Source organism: Pseudomonas putida, from assembly GCF_028682635.1.
Taxonomy (GTDB): domain Bacteria; phylum Pseudomonadota; class Gammaproteobacteria; order Pseudomonadales; family Pseudomonadaceae; genus Aquipseudomonas; species Aquipseudomonas putida_AE.
This window is the reverse complement of sequence record NZ_JANHLK010000001.1, coordinates 249,907-266,830: the sequence shown is the minus strand read 5'-3', so window position 1 is coordinate 266,830 and position 16,924 is coordinate 249,907. Positions and strand designations below refer to the sequence as shown.

At 56.6% G+C, this 16,924-nt stretch carries 13 protein-coding genes and 3 pseudogenes; 8 read left to right on the top strand and 8 right to left on the bottom strand.

From position 1 onward, the window contains the following. Positions 1–128: 128 nt before the first annotated feature. The 4 genes and pseudogenes from NPS56_RS01220 to NPS56_RS01205 form a co-directional block, all read left to right on the top strand. A pseudogene (locus NPS56_RS01220) lies at positions 129–215 on the top strand (response regulator); the annotation flags it as partial. Positions 216–459: 244 nt separating this feature from the next. Next, positions 460–1,446, top strand: coding sequence for a hypothetical protein (locus NPS56_RS01215; RefSeq protein WP_218574362.1), 987 nt, complete (start codon positions 460–462; stop codon positions 1,444–1,446). After that, positions 1,443–2,546 (top strand): hypothetical protein, encoded by a 1,104-nt coding sequence (locus NPS56_RS01210; RefSeq protein WP_157711517.1) that lies wholly within the window; start codon positions 1,443–1,445, stop codon positions 2,544–2,546. The genes NPS56_RS01215 and NPS56_RS01210 overlap by 4 nt, the downstream gene beginning before the upstream one ends. A 4-nt stretch (positions 2,547–2,550) precedes the next feature. Further along, on the top strand, positions 2,551–3,243 hold the full coding sequence (locus NPS56_RS01205) for a hypothetical protein (RefSeq protein ID WP_274073092.1): 693 nt from the start codon (positions 2,551–2,553) through the stop codon (positions 3,241–3,243). Positions 3,244–3,759: 516 nt separating this feature from the next. Here NPS56_RS01205 and NPS56_RS01200 read toward each other — a convergent pair. Next, positions 3,760–4,005, bottom strand: a pseudogene (locus tag NPS56_RS01200) (transposase); the annotation flags it as partial. A 2-nt stretch (positions 4,006–4,007) separates the two neighbouring features. On the opposite strand from NPS56_RS01200, the pseudogene NPS56_RS01195 reads away from it, so the two are divergent. Continuing rightward, a pseudogene (locus NPS56_RS01195) lies at positions 4,008–4,280 on the top strand (IS30 family transposase); the annotation flags it as partial. A 259-nt stretch (positions 4,281–4,539) separates the two neighbouring features. On the opposite strand, the gene NPS56_RS01190 reads toward NPS56_RS01195, so the two are convergent. From NPS56_RS01190 to NPS56_RS01170, 5 genes are all read right to left on the bottom strand, one after another. Continuing rightward, positions 4,540–5,865, bottom strand: coding sequence for an MFS transporter (locus NPS56_RS01190; RefSeq protein ID WP_274073091.1), 1,326 nt, complete (start codon positions 5,863–5,865; stop codon positions 4,540–4,542). A 128-nt stretch (positions 5,866–5,993) separates the two neighbouring features. Continuing rightward, entirely contained in the window at positions 5,994–7,103 is a 1,110-nt protein-coding gene (locus NPS56_RS01185; RefSeq protein WP_274073090.1) for a CaiB/BaiF CoA transferase family protein, read from the bottom strand. A 93-nt stretch (positions 7,104–7,196) separates the two neighbouring features. Beyond that, entirely contained in the window at positions 7,197–8,282 is a 1,086-nt protein-coding gene (locus NPS56_RS01180) for a Zn-dependent alcohol dehydrogenase (RefSeq protein WP_274073089.1), read from the bottom strand. Positions 8,283–8,363: 81 nt separating this feature from the next. Further along, positions 8,364–9,434 carry an acyl-CoA dehydrogenase gene (locus NPS56_RS01175; RefSeq protein ID WP_274073088.1) on the bottom strand — a complete coding sequence of 357 codons (1,071 nt, stop codon included), beginning with the start codon at positions 9,432–9,434 and terminating at the stop codon, positions 8,364–8,366. A 47-nt stretch (positions 9,435–9,481) separates the two neighbouring features. Beyond that, on the bottom strand, positions 9,482–10,624 hold the full coding sequence (locus NPS56_RS01170; RefSeq protein ID WP_274073087.1) for an acyl-CoA dehydrogenase family protein: 1,143 nt from the start codon (positions 10,622–10,624) through the stop codon (positions 9,482–9,484). Between the two features lie 142 nt (positions 10,625–10,766). On the opposite strand from NPS56_RS01170, the gene NPS56_RS01165 reads away from it, so the two are divergent. After that, positions 10,767–11,555, top strand: a complete 789-nt coding sequence (locus NPS56_RS01165) for an enoyl-CoA hydratase/isomerase family protein (protein WP_274073086.1) — start codon at positions 10,767–10,769, stop codon at positions 11,553–11,555. Between the two features lie 10 nt (positions 11,556–11,565). Further along, positions 11,566–12,213: a TetR/AcrR family transcriptional regulator gene (locus tag NPS56_RS01160; RefSeq protein ID WP_274073085.1), complete on the top strand. Its 648-nt coding sequence runs from the start codon at positions 11,566–11,568 to the stop codon at positions 12,211–12,213. A 60-nt stretch (positions 12,214–12,273) separates the two neighbouring features. Here the strand turns inward: NPS56_RS01160 and NPS56_RS01155 are convergent, their stop codons facing one another. Then, complete coding sequence (locus tag NPS56_RS01155; protein ID WP_274073084.1) at positions 12,274–13,686, bottom strand: coniferyl aldehyde dehydrogenase; 1,413 nt, start codon at positions 13,684–13,686, stop codon at positions 12,274–12,276. Between the two features lie 78 nt (positions 13,687–13,764). Continuing rightward, complete coding sequence (locus tag NPS56_RS01150; protein WP_274073083.1) at positions 13,765–15,477, bottom strand: hypothetical protein; 1,713 nt, start codon at positions 15,475–15,477, stop codon at positions 13,765–13,767. A gap of 296 nt (positions 15,478–15,773) precedes the next feature. Here NPS56_RS01150 and NPS56_RS01145 point away from each other — a divergent pair, with 296 nt between their 5' ends. Beyond that, positions 15,774–16,913, top strand: coding sequence for an acyl-CoA dehydrogenase family protein (locus NPS56_RS01145; RefSeq protein WP_274073082.1), 1,140 nt, complete (start codon positions 15,774–15,776; stop codon positions 16,911–16,913). The last annotated feature ends 11 nt before the right edge of the window (positions 16,914–16,924 follow it).

The window sequence follows — 16,924 nt, the reverse complement described above, 5'->3', positions numbered from 1 at the left end:
TGAAAATCCAAAAACATTCAAGCAACACCGAATCCCCCTACAACGCCTGTCGAGTGCACTGATCGAATGCGCGGCGGCTGTCGGGAAACAATCACGCCTATCGTTCCGACAGAAGAAGCGTGAACACCATGATCAACGACAATCTGCGCATCATGCTGGTGGAGGACCATCCGTTTCAGCTCAGGGCCACCCAATGTCTGCTCGAGAGTTACGGCATAGAGATTCATTAGATTTTGAACCTGGGTCATTAAAAGCTGAACCCGGTGCTAATATCAGGCAAAAATTATTTGGAGGCGACTCCAAGCGATAAGGGCGTGCCAGAGGGGCTTAAGGGTTACCTGCTTACCATATGCGTTGACCAGCTCCAGAGGGTCATCCTGACCTGACCACGGCGTACCTAGCACTCCATCGAAGCACTCGTAACAACACACTGCCAACACTAAAAAGGACACTGAGTACGTGGCTGAAAATGACAACATAGCCAGGCAAGCTGAAATCCTGGCCAGCGAGCTGTTTGCAGAGTTCTTCTGGGATAGGATCGGCCCGACGAACCACGATTGGCCTTGTGAGGCAACAGAGGAACACGGTGTTACTACGCACCCCTGTGATGTTGTCTACTACTACGATGAGCCCTATTCAGCGAAGCGTACCTACGTGCATTGCGACCTGAAGAGCTACGCAAAGGGGTCGATCAAGTCACCAGCCATTAAATCCGCATTGATTAGCTTGGGGAAGCAAACCGCGTGTGCGGACAAGAGCGCTGAATGGCAAGACAAGCACGCGCATGACGATGTGACCTATTCGATCTGCGGACTGCTTTTCGTCTACAACCATGACGGCGAATACGATGCAGACTTCAACACCACGCTGACCTTTGTTGCCAATGAGAGCCTGCATCTGCCTAAGGGCAAAAAGCTCTTCGTCCTTGGGCCCAAAGAAATTTTCTGGCTCGACAATGTCAGCCACGAGATCCAAAGAATGAGAGGCAAACGGAATCCGGAGCTGCCTGGGCCGGAGTACTGCTCGTTCTACCATCCGCAATTAGTGCGTAAAGCCAACCTTCAGGTAAAAAAAGCAAAAGGCGCAACGCTTGAGACCTTGACCTCTCCTGTGATCATCCTCGAAGCCCGAGATCCCAAGGGAAAGGCCGAACGAAAAATTGTGGTCTTCTACTCTAGGAAGGGAGAAACGACCCACGAGTTCACCTACCTCATTGACATCCTTCGCAAGTATGAACTGCTGGACGAACGAACACAGGTGACCATCAAAACGCTGAGCCCCGTTCCTAACTCATCGCCAACGTTCCAAAAGTCCCAGCAACAATACATCGAGGGGCTAGCAGGGAGCAGCACAGACCTGAGTGAGTACGTACTCGCTATTAGATACGAGCCGATCATCGAAATTAAATCGACGTACTCCTCAATCGACTTAGGTACCTGGGCATGAACGAATATCTGGATCATCTTAGCGCCAACGACAACGACATCTACGATCTGCTGATTTCCGGGAAACAGCGAATGACCGTGTCAGTACTTCGGGAATTGCTGCGCGATCGGGGGATATTCTGTTCCGCTAAGGACGAACGAGAGGATATCTGTGACTACATATCCATGATTCCACACGGCTTTCACGACATTGAAGCGATTGTCGACAAGCGTGAACCACCGGGCCGTAGAGACAAGACCACGAACATCCAGTTCGACTCAGAAATCGCTCTGGACGACATCAGAGAAGCCGTTGAAAGTTACATGAAGACCATTGGCCCGAACGAGGAAGTGAAACACCGCATCGGTAGGGAAGGTGGATATGTCATAAAGGTGGAATACGACGAGTTCAACCACAACCGTGCCAAGCTTCTTCAGCGCGAACGCAATGAGGCAAAAATCGATTTTCTAGTGGAGAACGGAAAAACGGTCGTCCGACTTCCCGCTACGGACAAAGCCAAACGGGTGGTTGAGGCCATCAAAGAATGTGTGGAACAGCGCAGAAAGGCCCCCTTAGCCCAAGAAAAAGTCGAACTGGCAGAACTCTCTACACCAGAGCTGCGATCAAAGTTTTTCACGTCCCTGATCTCGAAGCTACCGGGCTTTAAGCTGCGAAATGTCATGAACCTGAAGGTCTCATCTCTACGTAGATCAGAAGAAAGCGATGAAAACCTAGACATCGATCTTGACACTGCTGAGAGCGAAGCGCGCATGGAAATGTTCGCTGTCGTACACAGCATGGCGTTGAGTGGTCAGAACTTAGTTCAATCCAAGGAATATAAAGAGCTCAGCCAGCGTGGGTTCTATATCACGCACATTTCCTGGAAATCCGAGCAAATCGAGAATCCACCTAACATCGTTCAGTTCGAAGCGGGATTTGAAGACAAACAAAACTGCTTAGGATTCAGGTATGGGGTGCAGGGCGAGTTCAAGTACCACAAAGGCTCGCACCGCAAAGGCATCTCCCCCGTAGAGGACAAGGAACGGGCAAGGTATTTCTCTCTGATTGAGCAGACAGCACTGAAGCTGAAAAACGAATTGCTCGCAGAAACCGAGGGCTAACTGGATGCGCTACAAGTGGTTGAACGTTGAATGGCCGTTATCTATCGCGCAGTTGGCTGCACGCATGAAATCTATGGAGTTCAACAGCACCAAACAACATGGCTTCGTTATTGATAAAGTCCGTGATGACACACTAGAGGCTAGGTACATTGAGAAAGTCAACTATACCGACACCATCACCGACCCATTTGGGAATGAAACCAGCTTTGATCGCATGGAATATCGACAATCTGCCTTCAGACTGACGAAAGCCCCTCCCACTCTGGAATTTATCAACTCTCCCCGAAGCCTGCAGGCGGTGCTCAGCAGATTCTCTGAGATAACCGACTTCACAGTAAGCATTGAAGAGCTGCAAGTTGATGTTTTGGTATGGGCAGAAAACCTACTCAAAGCGGTCAGGGGTGCAGGAAGCCTGGATTCGATGCAAATTTCCAGACTGGAGCTAGGGAATAAGGTATTCGCCAAGGTACTGGTTTCTGGAGAAGAGGACATCAAGGACGCCTGTGACCAGCTAATTGGTGACCGAAAGTACACTTTGGAAAAAATACGAGTTCGCCTACACCCTCCCTTGAAAGGAACGATAGTGCTGAGCAATGGAGGGTCTGCCACTCTCAGCTTTGAGGAGGTTAGCGAGCACGTGGCCAGCCTTCTCAGAGGGTCATTGAATGATGCGCTGTCTGATGGCAAGCCAATTTGAGCTGCATATCAGATCCAGTCCCCGAAAGCGCTGAGTCCATTTTGGCTTTTGTTCCGCGAGCCACATGCTTTTCGCTCCCAATAATCAACCGATTGATCGCCTAGCTCCTTTCTCTTCGTCCCGAAGTTGGTATCGCTCAATTAGTAAGCGTCGTTGGAAAAGCTGTCGTCCTCCGGCGCTGCGCACAAGGCACTCGATACTCCTGAAGGTTTCCATAGATGTCACTATAAACTTTTGGTTTACACAGCCTATTGTAATTACTACCTACCTTAGCGTCAGTGGTCATTAGAAAAGAAAATGAAGTCATTAGTTTTTAAAACGGTAATCATGTCTGACCCATTCGTGACAGGCAGTGATCGGCCCAGAGTGTGTAAAAACGCTAGATCCCGTTTCGATCTTCAAGGTTGAGGGGCTGTCCGGCTCGTAGCCTGATCAAGGCACGATGTCCCTTCCTGATGAGCTAAACCGCCCCAGCAACGCGCCAGATCATCGGGAGACGTAAAAATAGGCCGGTTTTTAGGCCGTTAGCGCCTTCATCAAGTGATGGGGGCCGATGATTTTCATGACCCGTTTCAAGTTGTAAGCGAGCACATTCAAGCTCATCTCCGCGCTCACCCCGGCCAGCTTTCGCGTCAGGAAGTGCGTTGCACCCATCCATTGCTTGAGCGTCCCGAAGGGATGCTCAACAGTCCGTTTTCGGACTCGCATCATCTCTGGTGCTTTGCTCAGCCGAAGCTGCATCTCCTCCAATACCTCTTCATGCCGCCCGCAACTTACCCCAAGAACTCTACAAATCGCTGACGTGGGATCGCGGCAAAGAGCTGACTGACCATAAGCGCTTTACGGTGGCTACCGACATCAAGGTCTACTTCTGCGATCCTCATCGTCCTTGGCGACGGGGATCCAATGAGAACACCAACGGGTTGTTAAGGCAGTACTTCCCGAAGGGAACCGACCTTGCGGATCACTCGCAAGCCACGCTAAATGAAGTCGCAAGGCAGCTAGCAGTCAGTTTCAGGCGGTCGTGGAACGCAGAAATCAACTGTGGATTCAACCGGTCGACGCAACGATCGACCAAAAGCGGTCGCTTTAGCCAGCGGAGCAGTCGACATGCTTCCTCTTCTGATTCCCCCTCAACTGCTGCTGTTCTACCTCCGGGTAGCGAATGGTCAGAATTGCGAAAATGCTAGCCACTGCCCCTTCATTTTGAAACTTATTTTCCACCCTTTAGGACTTGTCGCGCCGAATGGCAAAAATGAAACGGCCAGAGACGTCTATAGCGGAGCGCCAAAGGCGTTATGCGCGCTTGAGCCCAAGCAAATGAACAGGCATGCAAACGATTAAAAGCCAGCACCCTAGAATGATCAGAGCGCCGATTGATAATAAACCAACACTCAAGCTACCCGTTTCTGTTTTAATCCACCCCAGCAACGCAGCGGCACCGAAGCCCGCAACCCCTGCGCCGACACTGCTGATAAAGGCGATCCCGGTTGCTGCGGAATTCTTGCCGAGATAAGTGGGCGGGATAACCCAGAAAATTGACGAGGCCGAGTACACGCCTGCCGTAGCCAGGCACAACATCACAACGGTTACCGGCGCACCGAGATCAGGCAGGCTGAGCACGAAAAAGGCAACCGCAGCCGCTAGGGACGGCACTACCACATGCCAACGACGCTCCAACATGCGATCGGAGTTGAGGCCAACCAAATACATTACGATCGTCGCCGTTGCAAACGGGAGCATCATCAAAATGCCGACTTGTTTGAGATCGGTCACCCCGGCGTTTTTAATTATCGACGGCCCCCAGATACTGATCACTCCAGAACCTGCGCAAACCGCACAATAGACAAGTGCCAAAAAATAAACTCTCATATCGCGCAGGGCGCTGAACAAACCGAGATGCCCGGTAGTAGTCTTGGCTGCCTGATCACTTTCCAGATCCTGACGTATTAGCTCCCGTTCGGCCGGCGACAACCATTTGGCTTTTTGCGGTGAATCGTCGAGCATCCAAAACACTGTCAGACCGAGCAACACCGCCGGGATTGCTTCGATGATGAACAACGCCTGCCAGCCACGCAGGCCGAACAGTCCATCGGCCTCGTGCATGATCCACCCCGACACCAAGCCCCCAAGCAAACCAGCGGTGGCTACCGCCATTAACAGGATTGAGCTGATGCGTCCGCGCCGCGCTGCCGGGAACCAGTAGCTGAGGTACAAAACAACACCGGGGAAGAAGCCGGCTTCGGCGGCACCGAGGACAAAGCGAGCTACATACAGTTGCATTGGCGTAGTTACCAGGCACGTCATTCCTGAAGCGACACCCCAGATGATCATGATGCGGGTAAGCGTTGCACGTGCTCCGATCTTTTGCAGATACAAATTGCTTGGCACTTCGAACAATAAGTAGCTGATATAAAAGAGACCGGCGCCCAAGCCATACACCGCGTCAGAGAAACCCAAATCTTGGGTAAACTGCAACTTGGCATAGCCGATATTTGCGCGATCGATATAGTTGACGACATAACAAATAAAAAGGAACGGCAGAAGCCGGATAGTGACTTTGCGGTACACGCGATCGGCATTCACAAACTCAAGAGGTGCAGCAGCGGTCAATACAGTCATGCAAAAACCTCGATAGGATATTATTATTGTGGCTATCGTGAGTGAACTCGCTCAAACGACTTGAAGTTACGACATATAAATCAAAGCACGCAGCGCTCGAGCTGTGGCGAATGCCTACCAGCGATGTTTCATAACCAAAGACCCTGGCTATTGGACTCAAGTGCCATTCTGACTTGTTCGGTATGTTCGCCACGCGTCGGTATTGTTCCCGGCATGACTACCTGACCATCGAAGCGCGGTGCAGGGTGAGCCTGCAACATGCCGTCGCGCTCGAAGTACACATCCCTATGGACCATGTGAGGATGTCCGGATGACTCCTGCGGGCTGAGCACAGGAGCGAAGCACACGTCTGTCCCCTCGAGCAGTTCGCTCCACAGCTCGCGTGTACGGCTGCTGAAGATTGTCTCGAACGCCGAACGCATTTCTCCCCAACGACTCATGTCCCATTGCCGGATAAAGCGAGGGTCGTCGACCAGCTCCAGCTTTTCCAGGAGTAGCGCATAAAACTGTGGCTCCATGGCCCCCAGGGAAATGTAATGGCCATCCGCGCATCGGTAAGTGCCATAGAAATGGGAGCTGTCATGCATGCTCTTGCCCCGCTGCTCCTGAATTCCGCCACGGGGTGCCATCGACATCAACAACTGCATCATGTGCGCCGAACCATCGACGATGGCGGCATCGACCACGGTGCCTTTACCCGTAGTGCGCGCATTGAGGATGCCCGCCAGCAGACCGATTGTGAGATAAAGGGCCCCACCGCCAATGTCGCCGATGAGTGTGATGGGCGAAGACGGCGCTTCGCCCTCAGTCCCGCAGTAATACATCGCCCCTGACAGCGAGATGTAGTTGTTGTCATGACCTGCCGCCTGAGCCATCGGGCCATTCTGACCCCAGCCCGTCATGCGCCCGTAAACCAGCTTCGGATTACGTGCCAGCAGAACCTCCGGCCCCAACCCTAGGCGTTCCATCACACCTGGGCGCATGCCTTCGATCAGCGCGTCCGCGCTTTCGATCAGCTTTAGTACGGTCTCGCGCCCATCGGGTGTTTTCAGGTCGGCTACCACGGAGCGCTTTCCACGATTCATCGCGCTTTTAGAAGCGTTCTTCTCGCCTGTAACAGAGACAGCTTCGCCACGTTCAACAGCGATGACTTGCGCCCCCAGATCGGCCAGATGCATGGCACAAAACGGCCCGGGACCGATGCCGCAGATTTCTACGATTTTGATGTCACCAAGCATGGCTATCCTCTTTTCATCCGGTTGTACATTGCCGGTCAGGGCCAGGGCATTACCGCGTCTGCGCGCAACCCCGCCCGACCATTCACCCGACACTCACTGGTCGAAGACAATCACCGAACGCGCCAGCTCGCCGCGACGCATCTCGTCGAAGGCGATATTGATGTCTTCGAGTTTGATGCGCTGCGAGATCATCTCGTCGAGTTTGAGTCGACCCTGCATATAGAAATCGGTCAGGCTCGGCAGATCGACCGGAAAACGGTTCGAACCCATGATTGACCCTTGAATGCGGCGGGCCTGCAGAAGCTGGAAAGGATCGATCTCAAGCTTGGTGCCCGGTTTTATCATGCCGATGATCGTCGCGCAGCCACCACGTTTGAGCATGCCGAATGCCTGCTCGGCCGTCTGCTTGAGGCCGATACACTCGAATGAGTGGTCGACGCCGCCTCTGGTCAGCTCGATGACCTGTTGAACCGTATCGCCATTCTTCGCATTGATGACATCGGTGGCGCCAAACTGCCTGGCCAGTTCCAGCTTCGAATCGAGCATGTCGATGGCAATGATGCGGCCGGCACCGGCCAGTACCGCACCATTGATCGCAGCCAGGCCGATGCCGCCACACCCCAGTACAGCCACGGTTTCACCTGGACGAACTTTGGCGGTGTTGAATACCGCGCCGGTGCCGGTAGTAACAGCGCAACCAAGCAGCGCGGCGCGGTCGAGCGGCATATCGCGGCGAATGGCGACCAGCGCATGTTCATGGACCAGCATCTGCTCAGCGTAGGCCGACAGGTTGGCAAATTGCGGCATCGGCCTTTGCACGTAGGTCAGGCGTGGCTCGTCGCCCTTGCCGCGGCGCGTTTCCGGCGATACGCACAGCGACAAGTGGCCTGTGACGCAATGGGCGCAATGGCCGCAGTAGACCGACAGGCACGTGACCACATGATCACCTGGCTTGACAGTACGGACGTCCGAGCCCACCTGCTCGACGATACCGGCTGCCTCGTGGCCGAGCACCACGGGGGCCGGATGCGGATACATCCCGTCGACGACATGCAGGTCCGAGTGACAGACACCTACAGCGACAGTACGCACCAGGACTTCACGTGGACCCGGTTTGCTGATCCCGACTTCCTCGATGGTCAAAGGGGAACCCGGCGTGTGGAATACGGCTGCTTTCATGATTTACCTTTATAAAATTTGTTGTTTTTGTTTTGGTTACGCAAGCGCTCAGGCTGCTCACGCGATGAACAGGCAGGATCTTCACAAGCTTCGATCGGTCAGCCCTGCCCAGAAGCCCTCGGAACCCGCGGCAATTGCCGCCTGCCCCAGCACCTTGGCCCAATGTGCATCACTACCGAATTCATCTCGCCAGGACCAAAGGCGACGCGTGGCGAAATGCAGAGTGTGTTCATGGGTAAAGCCGATAGCACCGTGCACCTGATGCGCCACCGAAGCGGCCAGCGTCGCAGCTTCACCGGTACACACCTTGGCTACGGAGATGTCGAACGCCAGGGTGCTGCGGCTGCCCGCCGTCTTGAGGAACAGGTCGCTCGCGCTGCGCAAGGCAACTTGCACAGCCATTCGCGCAGCGCCGGTGGCACCGGCCATCTGTGCCAGGTATTGCTGCAGTACCTGTTGCTTGCCGATTGGCTTGCCGAATTGCACACGTTCATTGGCATACATCACTGCTTTGTCGACGACAGCTTCAAGCGTGCCAACCAGCATGCAAGCGCGTACCAATGCACCGAGATGCCATACCGGCTCGTGCAGATCGGCCAGTTGCAATTGACCGATGACCTGACAGCTGGCGTTGACGAAAACAAGCGTATCGCGCTCTTCATCGGCGACATTGCTACCGGCTGCCAGAGTAATGGCCGCCTGACGCAAGTCGACCAGCGCCAGGCGCTGACCGTCGGCAACGACGGCCCAGCGACAACTGCGTGCCCACGGTACATTGACGGCTCGGCCCTCGAGGAGTGCGCTGTCTTTATCCAGTCGCAGATCGCCCAGTCGGCCGGCCTGAATCAGGGTAATCGGACCTTCCGGCACTTCCATCCCGGCGTGTGCCAGCAGCGCTGCACCGACCATGGTTTCCGCCAGGGGCAGAGGCGCCTGCCAATAGCCGATGGCGTGCAGAACCGGACTGGCGTCGAGCCAACAGGCGCCGCTCCCACCTGCGGCTTCCGCTACCAGCGCACCGGGCAAGCCGTTGTCTACGACCATCTGCCATAGCGACTCGGCCCGATGGCCGTCATCAAAGCGTTCGAGCAATTCTCGGGTGACTTGTTTGGCGAACAGACGCTGGACGCTGTCGGCGATCATGGTTTGCATTTCTGAGAGGACACCGTCGTCCACTCCCTGATGATTGATTGTTGTATTCATCGCAGTCCAAGACCTCCAGCGATAATGCCGCGCAGAATTTCACGAGTACCGCCACGCAACGAGAAGGACGGCGCACTCTGAGTCAGGAAGCGCATCACCTGATCGAGATCGGAACCGGGCTCACGTTGATCACCGAACAGATCGTGAGCTACGTCCGGAATGGCCTGTTCGAGCAAGGCACCCTGGTCCTTGACCACCGTCGCCGGGATCGCCGGATTTTCTCCGCGGGCGAGCATGCCGGCGACACCCAGCGACATCTGCCGCAGCGCGGCATAGCGTGCCGCCAGACGGCCGAGACTCACCGCATGCCGAGTGTCTTGCGGGTCCGCCTCGTCGAGCATCGCCAGATAGAGCTGGGTACTACTCAGGTAACGCTCGGGACCGCTGCGCTCCAAGGCCAATTCCGCAGTGACCTGCAGCCAGCCATTGCCCAACTCGCCAATGACGAAATCATCTGGAACGAATACGTTTTCCAGGAATACTTCATTGAAATCATGCTCGCCGAGCATGTTGTAGATCGGGCGCACGGTCACGCCGGGGGCCTTGAGGTCAATGAGCAGTTGCGACAAACCTGCGCGGCGATTGCCCTCCTCCTTCGCCCCGGTGCGCAGCAGCGTGATCATGTAGTGGGCCAGATGGGCGCCCGAGGTCCAGACCTTACTGCCGTTGACGATCCAGCCGCCATCAGCTTTTTCCGCACGGGTGCGCACAGCCGCCAGATCAGAACCGACGTCGGGTTCGCTCATGCCGATCGCCAGAAGCGTTTCACCGCGGGTGATGCCCGGGACGATCTGCGGAGCCAGGACTTCCGGAGAAAACTTGATCAGCAACGGACCGCTCTGACGTTCGGCGACCCAGTGCGCGCCAACCGGGGCACCCGCCGCAAGCAGTTCTTCCAGCACCACGTAGCGCTCCAACGCACTGCGCTCGTGACCGCCATAGCGCTTGGGCCAGGTCATGCCCAGCCAACCACGCTCGCCCAGCTTGCGGGTGAATTCCGGGACGAGACCGACGAGCCCCTTGGCACGATCGGCCGGGGAATAGTGCTTGAGCTCTTCGGCGAGAAATGTACGGACTTCTGCACGCAGCGCCTGGGTCTTGGCGTCCAGCCTACAAGGCCTGATATCGAGTGCCTGCATGGTATTTGCTCTTTGAATTTTAGGGACAGGCGACCAATGTCGCTTGTTGGCCGACCAACAAGCGAATAAGCTATCAGCATTCTTGTTCTGGGATCAAGCGCCATCGATCCAGTCTGTTTTCCCATCCCGTTCGGAGCATTTGATGACTACCCTCGCCTCCTTCAATCCCGGCCGTGGCTTGACCCTTGAACTGCAAGGGCACATCGCCACGCTGGAATTCAGCCGTCCGCCGCTTAACTTTTTCGATCAGGAACTGATCATGGATTTGCAGGCCGCACTGGAGTATCTGGACCAGTTGCCGACCTGCCGCGTCGTTATCCTGCAAGCCGAGGGTAAGACATTTTGTGCAGGTGCCGACTTCAGTGGATTGGCGCAGACCGGTGAAAAAATTCTTCCTCGTCAACTGTACAAACACGCCGTGGGCCTGTTCCGCACGGCCAAGCCATTGATCGTCGTGGTAGAAGGTGCCGCCATCGGTGGAGGCCTGGGCCTGGCACTGGTTGGCGACTACCGCGTCACCAGCGAGAAGGCCCGTTTCTCTGCCAATTTCAATCGCCTTGGCATGCACCAAGGCTTCGGCATTTCTGTTACGCTGCCGCGCCTCGTTGGCCTCCAGATGGCGTCTCTGTTGATCGCCACCGGGCGTCGCATCGATGGCGCAGAAGGCGTCCGTATCGGTCTGGCGGATGTGCTTGCGGCGCCTGGCGAAGAACGTCAGGCTGCTCGCGCCCTTGCTGAAGAAATCGCTCTGAGTGCCCCCCTTGCCGTCATGTCAAGCCGCCAGACGCTACGTGCCGGCCTCGCTGACTCAGTGGATGCAATCATCGACCGCGAGGCCACCGAACAAGAGTGGCAGGTCCTCACCAGCGATTTTGCCGAGGGCAACAAGGCGATGCGCGAGCGTCGCGTTCCTGAATTCACCGGTAATTGATCATTCGTCCATGAACACTTCCGACCAAAGCACCCTGAACACCGCGCGTCGATCCAAAGCGGAAATGCGCGCCCAGGCAGAACACTGCATGTTGGAGGCGGCACGCCAGATCGTCGCGCGTAAAGGCTGGATTGGCATTACTTTGGCCGAGGTCGGTCTACAAGCCGGTTACAGTCGCGGCCTGGCAGCACATCACTTCGGCACCAAGGCTGGCCTGCTACGTGCTTTGGCCGGGTACGTAAATACTAGGTTCATGGATGTCGTCGAAGACAAGGCGCCCCGACGCGAGCCGGGACTGGACACCTTGCTTGGCTACATCGATGCATACTTCCTGCGCGACGACGCCGAATGGACCAACGCCCGCGCTTTACTCGCCTTGATGGCAGAGGGTGTGACGGTTGAGTCGGAATCCGCAGCGATACTGGCCGAGTACAACCATTCCGTACGACTGATCCTGGCCAAACAGGTGGAAATCGGCATCGCCAACGGCGAGATCCCTGCCGATACCGATCCGCTGACAGCCTCTACGCTGCTGATTGGAACAATGCGCGGCATGATGCTTCAGCTGCTGCTCGATCCTTCGACAGCCGATCCGGCGCTTCTGCACAAGCAACTGCGTCGACTCATCAAGACCTTGCTGACCTCACCCTGCGATTAATTCGCGGCAATAAAAGAAACGCCCACCGGTTCACACCGGTGGGCGCCATATCCTCCAGCACTATCGCTTGATCATCGCATCCACCATCTGCCGCACCTGCTCGGTGAAGGGTGGCCGGGTGATGTCCGGACCGTCTGCGGCTCGCAGGACCGGCTTCGGATGGCTGAAGGTGACAAAGCCCTGGTGCCCCAGATAACTGCCCATCCCGCTGTTGCCAACCCCGCCGAAAGGCAGACTGTCGACACTGGCGTGCAGGGCCACGTTGTTGATCGTCACTCCACCCGAAACGGTGCGCTCGAGGACAAACTTTTCCTCGGCCGCATCACTGCCGAAGTAGTAAAGCCCTAGCGGACGCGGATGAGCGTTGATGTAGGCAACCACCTCACGCATGTCCTTATAAGGCTTGATTGGCAACAGCGGCCCGAAGATCTCTTCCTGCATGATCTTCAGCTCGTCACCCGGATCGCACAGCAAGGTCGGGATCATCTTGTGATGTGGCTGATCAGCGAAATCTTCCTGCGCCGGATTCAACTCGATCAAATCGACGCCAGCCGCACGGGCCTCCTCGAGGTAGCCCAGCAGACGCTCGTAGTGGCGGGTGTTAATTACCGAGGTGTAATCCGGATTGCCCTTGAGGCTCGGATAACATTTGGCGACCGCCGTTTTGGCATGCTCGATGAACTCCTCCATCGATTCTTCGGGAACAAACACGTGATCCGGTGCAAGGCAGACCTGGCCAGCATTCAATAACTTGCCCGCCAGGATCTTGCTCGCAGCTGCCTTGAGGTCAGCGGAACGGGAGACGATAGCTGGCGACTTCCCACCCAGCTCCAGAGTAACCGGCACCAGGTTCTCGGCAGCGGCGCGCATCACATGCTTGCCAACGCTGCTGGCACCCGTGAACAGCAGATGATCGAATGGCAGACTGCAGAACGCCTGGCCGACCTGTGCGTCACCGGTGACGATGGCGATCTCATCTTCGGCGAAGGTGGCGCTAAACATCCGTTGCATCAGTTCGGCACATTTGGGGTTCAATTCAGAGACTTTGACCATCGCCCGGTTACCGGCCGACAGCGCACTGGCCAGCCCCTGGATGACCATGCCCACCGGGAAATTCCAGGCCGTAACAATACCCACCACGCCCAGCGGCTGATACTGAATCCAAGCCTCGCCACGGTCGGCGGCACGCTGCTCGGGTTGCATCCACTCAGCAATCCTGGCCCTGGTTTTCTTCAACGATGAGAGCGGGCCCAGCAGGTCGATGATGCGCGTCAGGTCGTGGCTGCGATGGCCGAAGTCGGCCGCCGTCGCCTCAACGATTTCCTGTTTGTATTCGACCAGCATGCCGATCAGCCGATCGAACAATTCGCAGCGTTGCTCGGCAGTCCAGATGTCATTCGACAGATACGCGGTTCGCTGCATGGCGAGGATTCCACGCATGCGCACCACTTCAGGTAATTCGATGTTGCTCATTGGAGGGTTTACCTTCTCATTGTGGGTTGATACGACCCTTCAGGTGGGCGCGGGGCACTGCTCCCGCGCCGCTACAGGTCAATCGAGTTTTTTCATTTTGGTGGTATCCAGACGGACCAGACCGAAGGCCATGCCGTACTGAATCGCGCCGGATTCGTTGACCTTGATCGCCGAGTACATGCCATTGAACCGGGGATCGCTGCCGGTATGGATCTTCAACACGGTGTCGCCGCTGTCGAGGTCCATGCCGATGTGATAGCGGTCATTCCAGTCGCGAGTGAAATAACCATCAATGATCGCCATCCGGCCGCCACCACTGATCATCGGCACCGTGGAGATCGACGACACGTCGTTGCGCATCCACAACTGTTTCCAGCCATCGCTGCTTTGGTCCCACTTCAACATCGCCACACCTTTCGGCCCCGGACGCGTAGCACCGTTGAGCATGCTCACGTAGTAGTTGTCACGCGCCAGGTAAGGGGCATCCTTGCTGATGATGTTGTTGACCACGAAGGCGTAGTCGCCGTAGGTCGACACCGATTGCTCGGACTGCACGGTTTCCACGTCGGCGCCCATGTCCACTTGCTGTTGGTCAGCGATGCGTGCCGAGAGCGTGCCGGGCTTCTGCTTCCAGCCGGCCGGCAACTGGTCGCGCCAGAAAGCCACCAGACGCATTTTCTGCGCGCCGTCGGTGATCACCACAAGCTTGTCTTCGTCCGGCCCGAAGCCCATCAGTGTCGGGGTCGACCCCGTACCGTCGGCGACTTTCAAGGCAGAGATACGAATGCCACGGTCATAGGCCGCTTTCCAGGCGCCGCTGGCCTCGTCGCTGTGAATCTTGCCCTTGGCATCCACCACCAGACGGTACATGTTCTGGTTCGAAGCCACATAGACCGCCCCGCCACCCGCCTCATCGCCATTGGCAAAACCATTGAGGAACAATTCATCCGCGCCTTCGACGGCATAAATGTCGACAATTTCGAGGGTTTTCGGATCGAGGGTGATGACTTTGCCCCCAACGGTGTTGAGGACCAGAAAGCCGTTGAAGGTCATGCCCATGCCGAAGTTGAAGTCGACCGGAAAATCAGTGCCGCGCTTGACCTTCTCGTTGTCGTAGAGCGTCTCGGGCAGCACACGTACCAACGGTGCCCCCATGCCCGAGTTCGGTTTTTTTGGATCGAGTTGATCGACGCGGAAAATCTGCCGGCCACCCGCACCGATGAAGGCATCCTCACGGGTCAACATTGAATAGAGCGCGCCGCCACGCAGCTGATCGTTGATGCTGCTGATCATCCGGTTCGGTTGCCCGCGCATGTAGTCGAGCAACCCCTGCTCGTCCTTGTTGTCGAGCAACCGTTTGACATCCTGGGTTTGCTTGAGGCGTTGCTCGTCGCTGACCTTTTGAAACTCGGGCAACTTCAGCGGCATTTCGGTGCGTGCCACTTCAACCAGTTTGCCGTCGACTTTGTTGAACTTGCGCAAGCCAAGGCCAGACCACCACCACGTGACCATGGTATCACCCACCTTGTCGACGAAATGCGGCATGCCGCCCGCATCGCTGGGCAGGTAAGTCACCGACTCCGGTGTCAGCTCGTAGGAACCACGCGGCACCGCAATCTCGGTGCTGTCGGTCTGGGCGCTGTTCCAATGTGCCTGATTGCTGAAGGTCTGGGCCAGATAAGGGTTCATCGGCGGGGCAGACTGGGCAGTCGCCATGACGGACAAACCGGCCAGTGCCAGGCCTGCGCCCAACTGTGCGAAGCGAAGCTTTGTGATTGTTATGCTTCTCATTGTGCAACTCCTTGAAGGAATGAACTCGGTGTCATGGCGCTAAACGCGCTGGAGCAACACCTGCGACGCAGAGCCTACGAAGCCCCCGCCACTCACTCCCCCCCCCACGATGAGTAGGGGCACCCCTGATGGCCTGTCGGTGAAGCGCCACCGTGAGTTCCGAGAACTTTCATCCCCCCCCACCGTGGGGAGGGATACCCCGACAGCCACCCCGGCAGCATTCCTCCAGTCCCTCGTACACATGGCTCACCCCCAGGAGTCGCCTGCCGATCCTTTTACAGACACTGGAGTCCGTAATGCACATTCAACGATCCATCTTTCGCGAAGACCACGAGATGTTCCGCGAAACCGCCCGCCGCTTCTTCGAACGCGAATGCGTGCCCCGTCAGGCCGAATGGGACGAGGCCGGCAAGGTCGACCGCCAGACCTGGCTCAAGGCAGGCCGCGAAGGTTTGTTGTGCTCCATGGTTCCTGCGGCGTATGGCGGAGGCGGCGGAGACTTCGGCCACGCGACGGTCATAAACGAGGAAATGCACCGGGCTGGCGTGTCTGGTGTCAGTTTCGGCCTGCACTCGGACATCATTGCGATGTACATCGTGCGTTTCGGTACTGAAGAACAAAAACATCGTTGGCTGCCGAGCATCTGCAGTGGCGAAACCATCCTCGCCCTCGGCATGACCGAACCGGGCAGCGGCAGTGACCTGAAAGCTGCGCGCACCACCGCAATCCGCGATGGCGACGAATACGTCATCAATGGCAGCAAGACCTTCATCAGCAATGGCATCAATTGCGACATGGTACTGCTGGCCTGCAGGACCGATCCCGCGGCAGGCTCCAAAGGCATCAGCCTGATCATGGTTGAAACCACTCGCGAAGGCTTCCGTCGTGGCCGCAAGCTCGACAAGGTCGGCCAGCGAGCTTCCGACACCGCGGAGATGTTTTTCGACGATGTGCGCGTACCCGTCGGCAACCTGCTGGGCGAGGAAGGCAAAGGCTTCGTCTACATGATGCAGGAGCTGCCACAAGAGCGGCTGGGTATCGCCATCTACGCGGCTATTCATCTTGAGCGCCTGCTTGAGCTGACCCTTGAGTACGTCAAGGACCGCAAGGCCTTCGGTCAATCTGTGTGGGATTTCCAGAACACCAAATTCAAACTGGCCGATGCCAAGGCCGCCTCGGTCGCGGTACGCACCATGATCGATTACTACATCAGCGAACACATGCGCCGCAAGCTGACCGTGGAAGAGGCCGCCATCGCCAAGCTGTTCGCCACCGAGACCCTGTGGAAGCACCTGGATGACATGGTCCAGTTGCACGGTGGTTACGGCTACATGCTCGAGTATCCGATTGCCCGCGCCTTTGTCGACCTGCGCATATCCCGGGTCTTCGGTGGCACCAACGAAGTTCAGCGCGAATTGATCGCTCGCAAACTTTGATCCCCCTCTTC

What these genes read in the sequence shown, in the direction of transcription:
- NPS56_RS01210 (WP_157711517.1), top strand. Translation starts at nt 1,443, where the DNA reads ATGAACGAATATCTGGATCATCTTAGCGCCAACGACAACGACATCTAC.
- NPS56_RS01205 (WP_274073092.1), top strand. Translation starts at nt 2,551, where the DNA reads ATGCGCTACAAGTGGTTGAACGTTGAATGGCCGTTATCTATCGCGCAG.
- NPS56_RS01190 (WP_274073091.1), bottom strand. Translation starts at nt 5,865, where the DNA reads ATGACTGTATTGACCGCTGCTGCACCTCTTGAGTTTGTGAATGCCGAT.
- NPS56_RS01185 (WP_274073090.1), bottom strand. Translation starts at nt 7,103, where the DNA reads ATGCTTGGTGACATCAAAATCGTAGAAATCTGCGGCATCGGTCCCGGG.
- NPS56_RS01180 (WP_274073089.1), bottom strand. Translation starts at nt 8,282, where the DNA reads ATGAAAGCAGCCGTATTCCACACGCCGGGTTCCCCTTTGACCATCGAG.
- NPS56_RS01175 (WP_274073088.1), bottom strand. Translation starts at nt 9,434, where the DNA reads ATGCAAACCATGATCGCCGACAGCGTCCAGCGTCTGTTCGCCAAACAA.
- NPS56_RS01170 (WP_274073087.1), bottom strand. Translation starts at nt 10,624, where the DNA reads ATGCAGGCACTCGATATCAGGCCTTGTAGGCTGGACGCCAAGACCCAG.
- NPS56_RS01165 (WP_274073086.1), top strand. Translation starts at nt 10,767, where the DNA reads ATGACTACCCTCGCCTCCTTCAATCCCGGCCGTGGCTTGACCCTTGAA.
- NPS56_RS01160 (WP_274073085.1), top strand. Translation starts at nt 11,566, where the DNA reads ATGAACACTTCCGACCAAAGCACCCTGAACACCGCGCGTCGATCCAAA.
- NPS56_RS01155 (WP_274073084.1), bottom strand. Translation starts at nt 13,686, where the DNA reads ATGAGCAACATCGAATTACCTGAAGTGGTGCGCATGCGTGGAATCCTC.
- NPS56_RS01150 (WP_274073083.1), bottom strand. Translation starts at nt 15,477, where the DNA reads ATGAGAAGCATAACAATCACAAAGCTTCGCTTCGCACAGTTGGGCGCA.
- NPS56_RS01145 (WP_274073082.1), top strand. Translation starts at nt 15,774, where the DNA reads ATGCACATTCAACGATCCATCTTTCGCGAAGACCACGAGATGTTCCGC.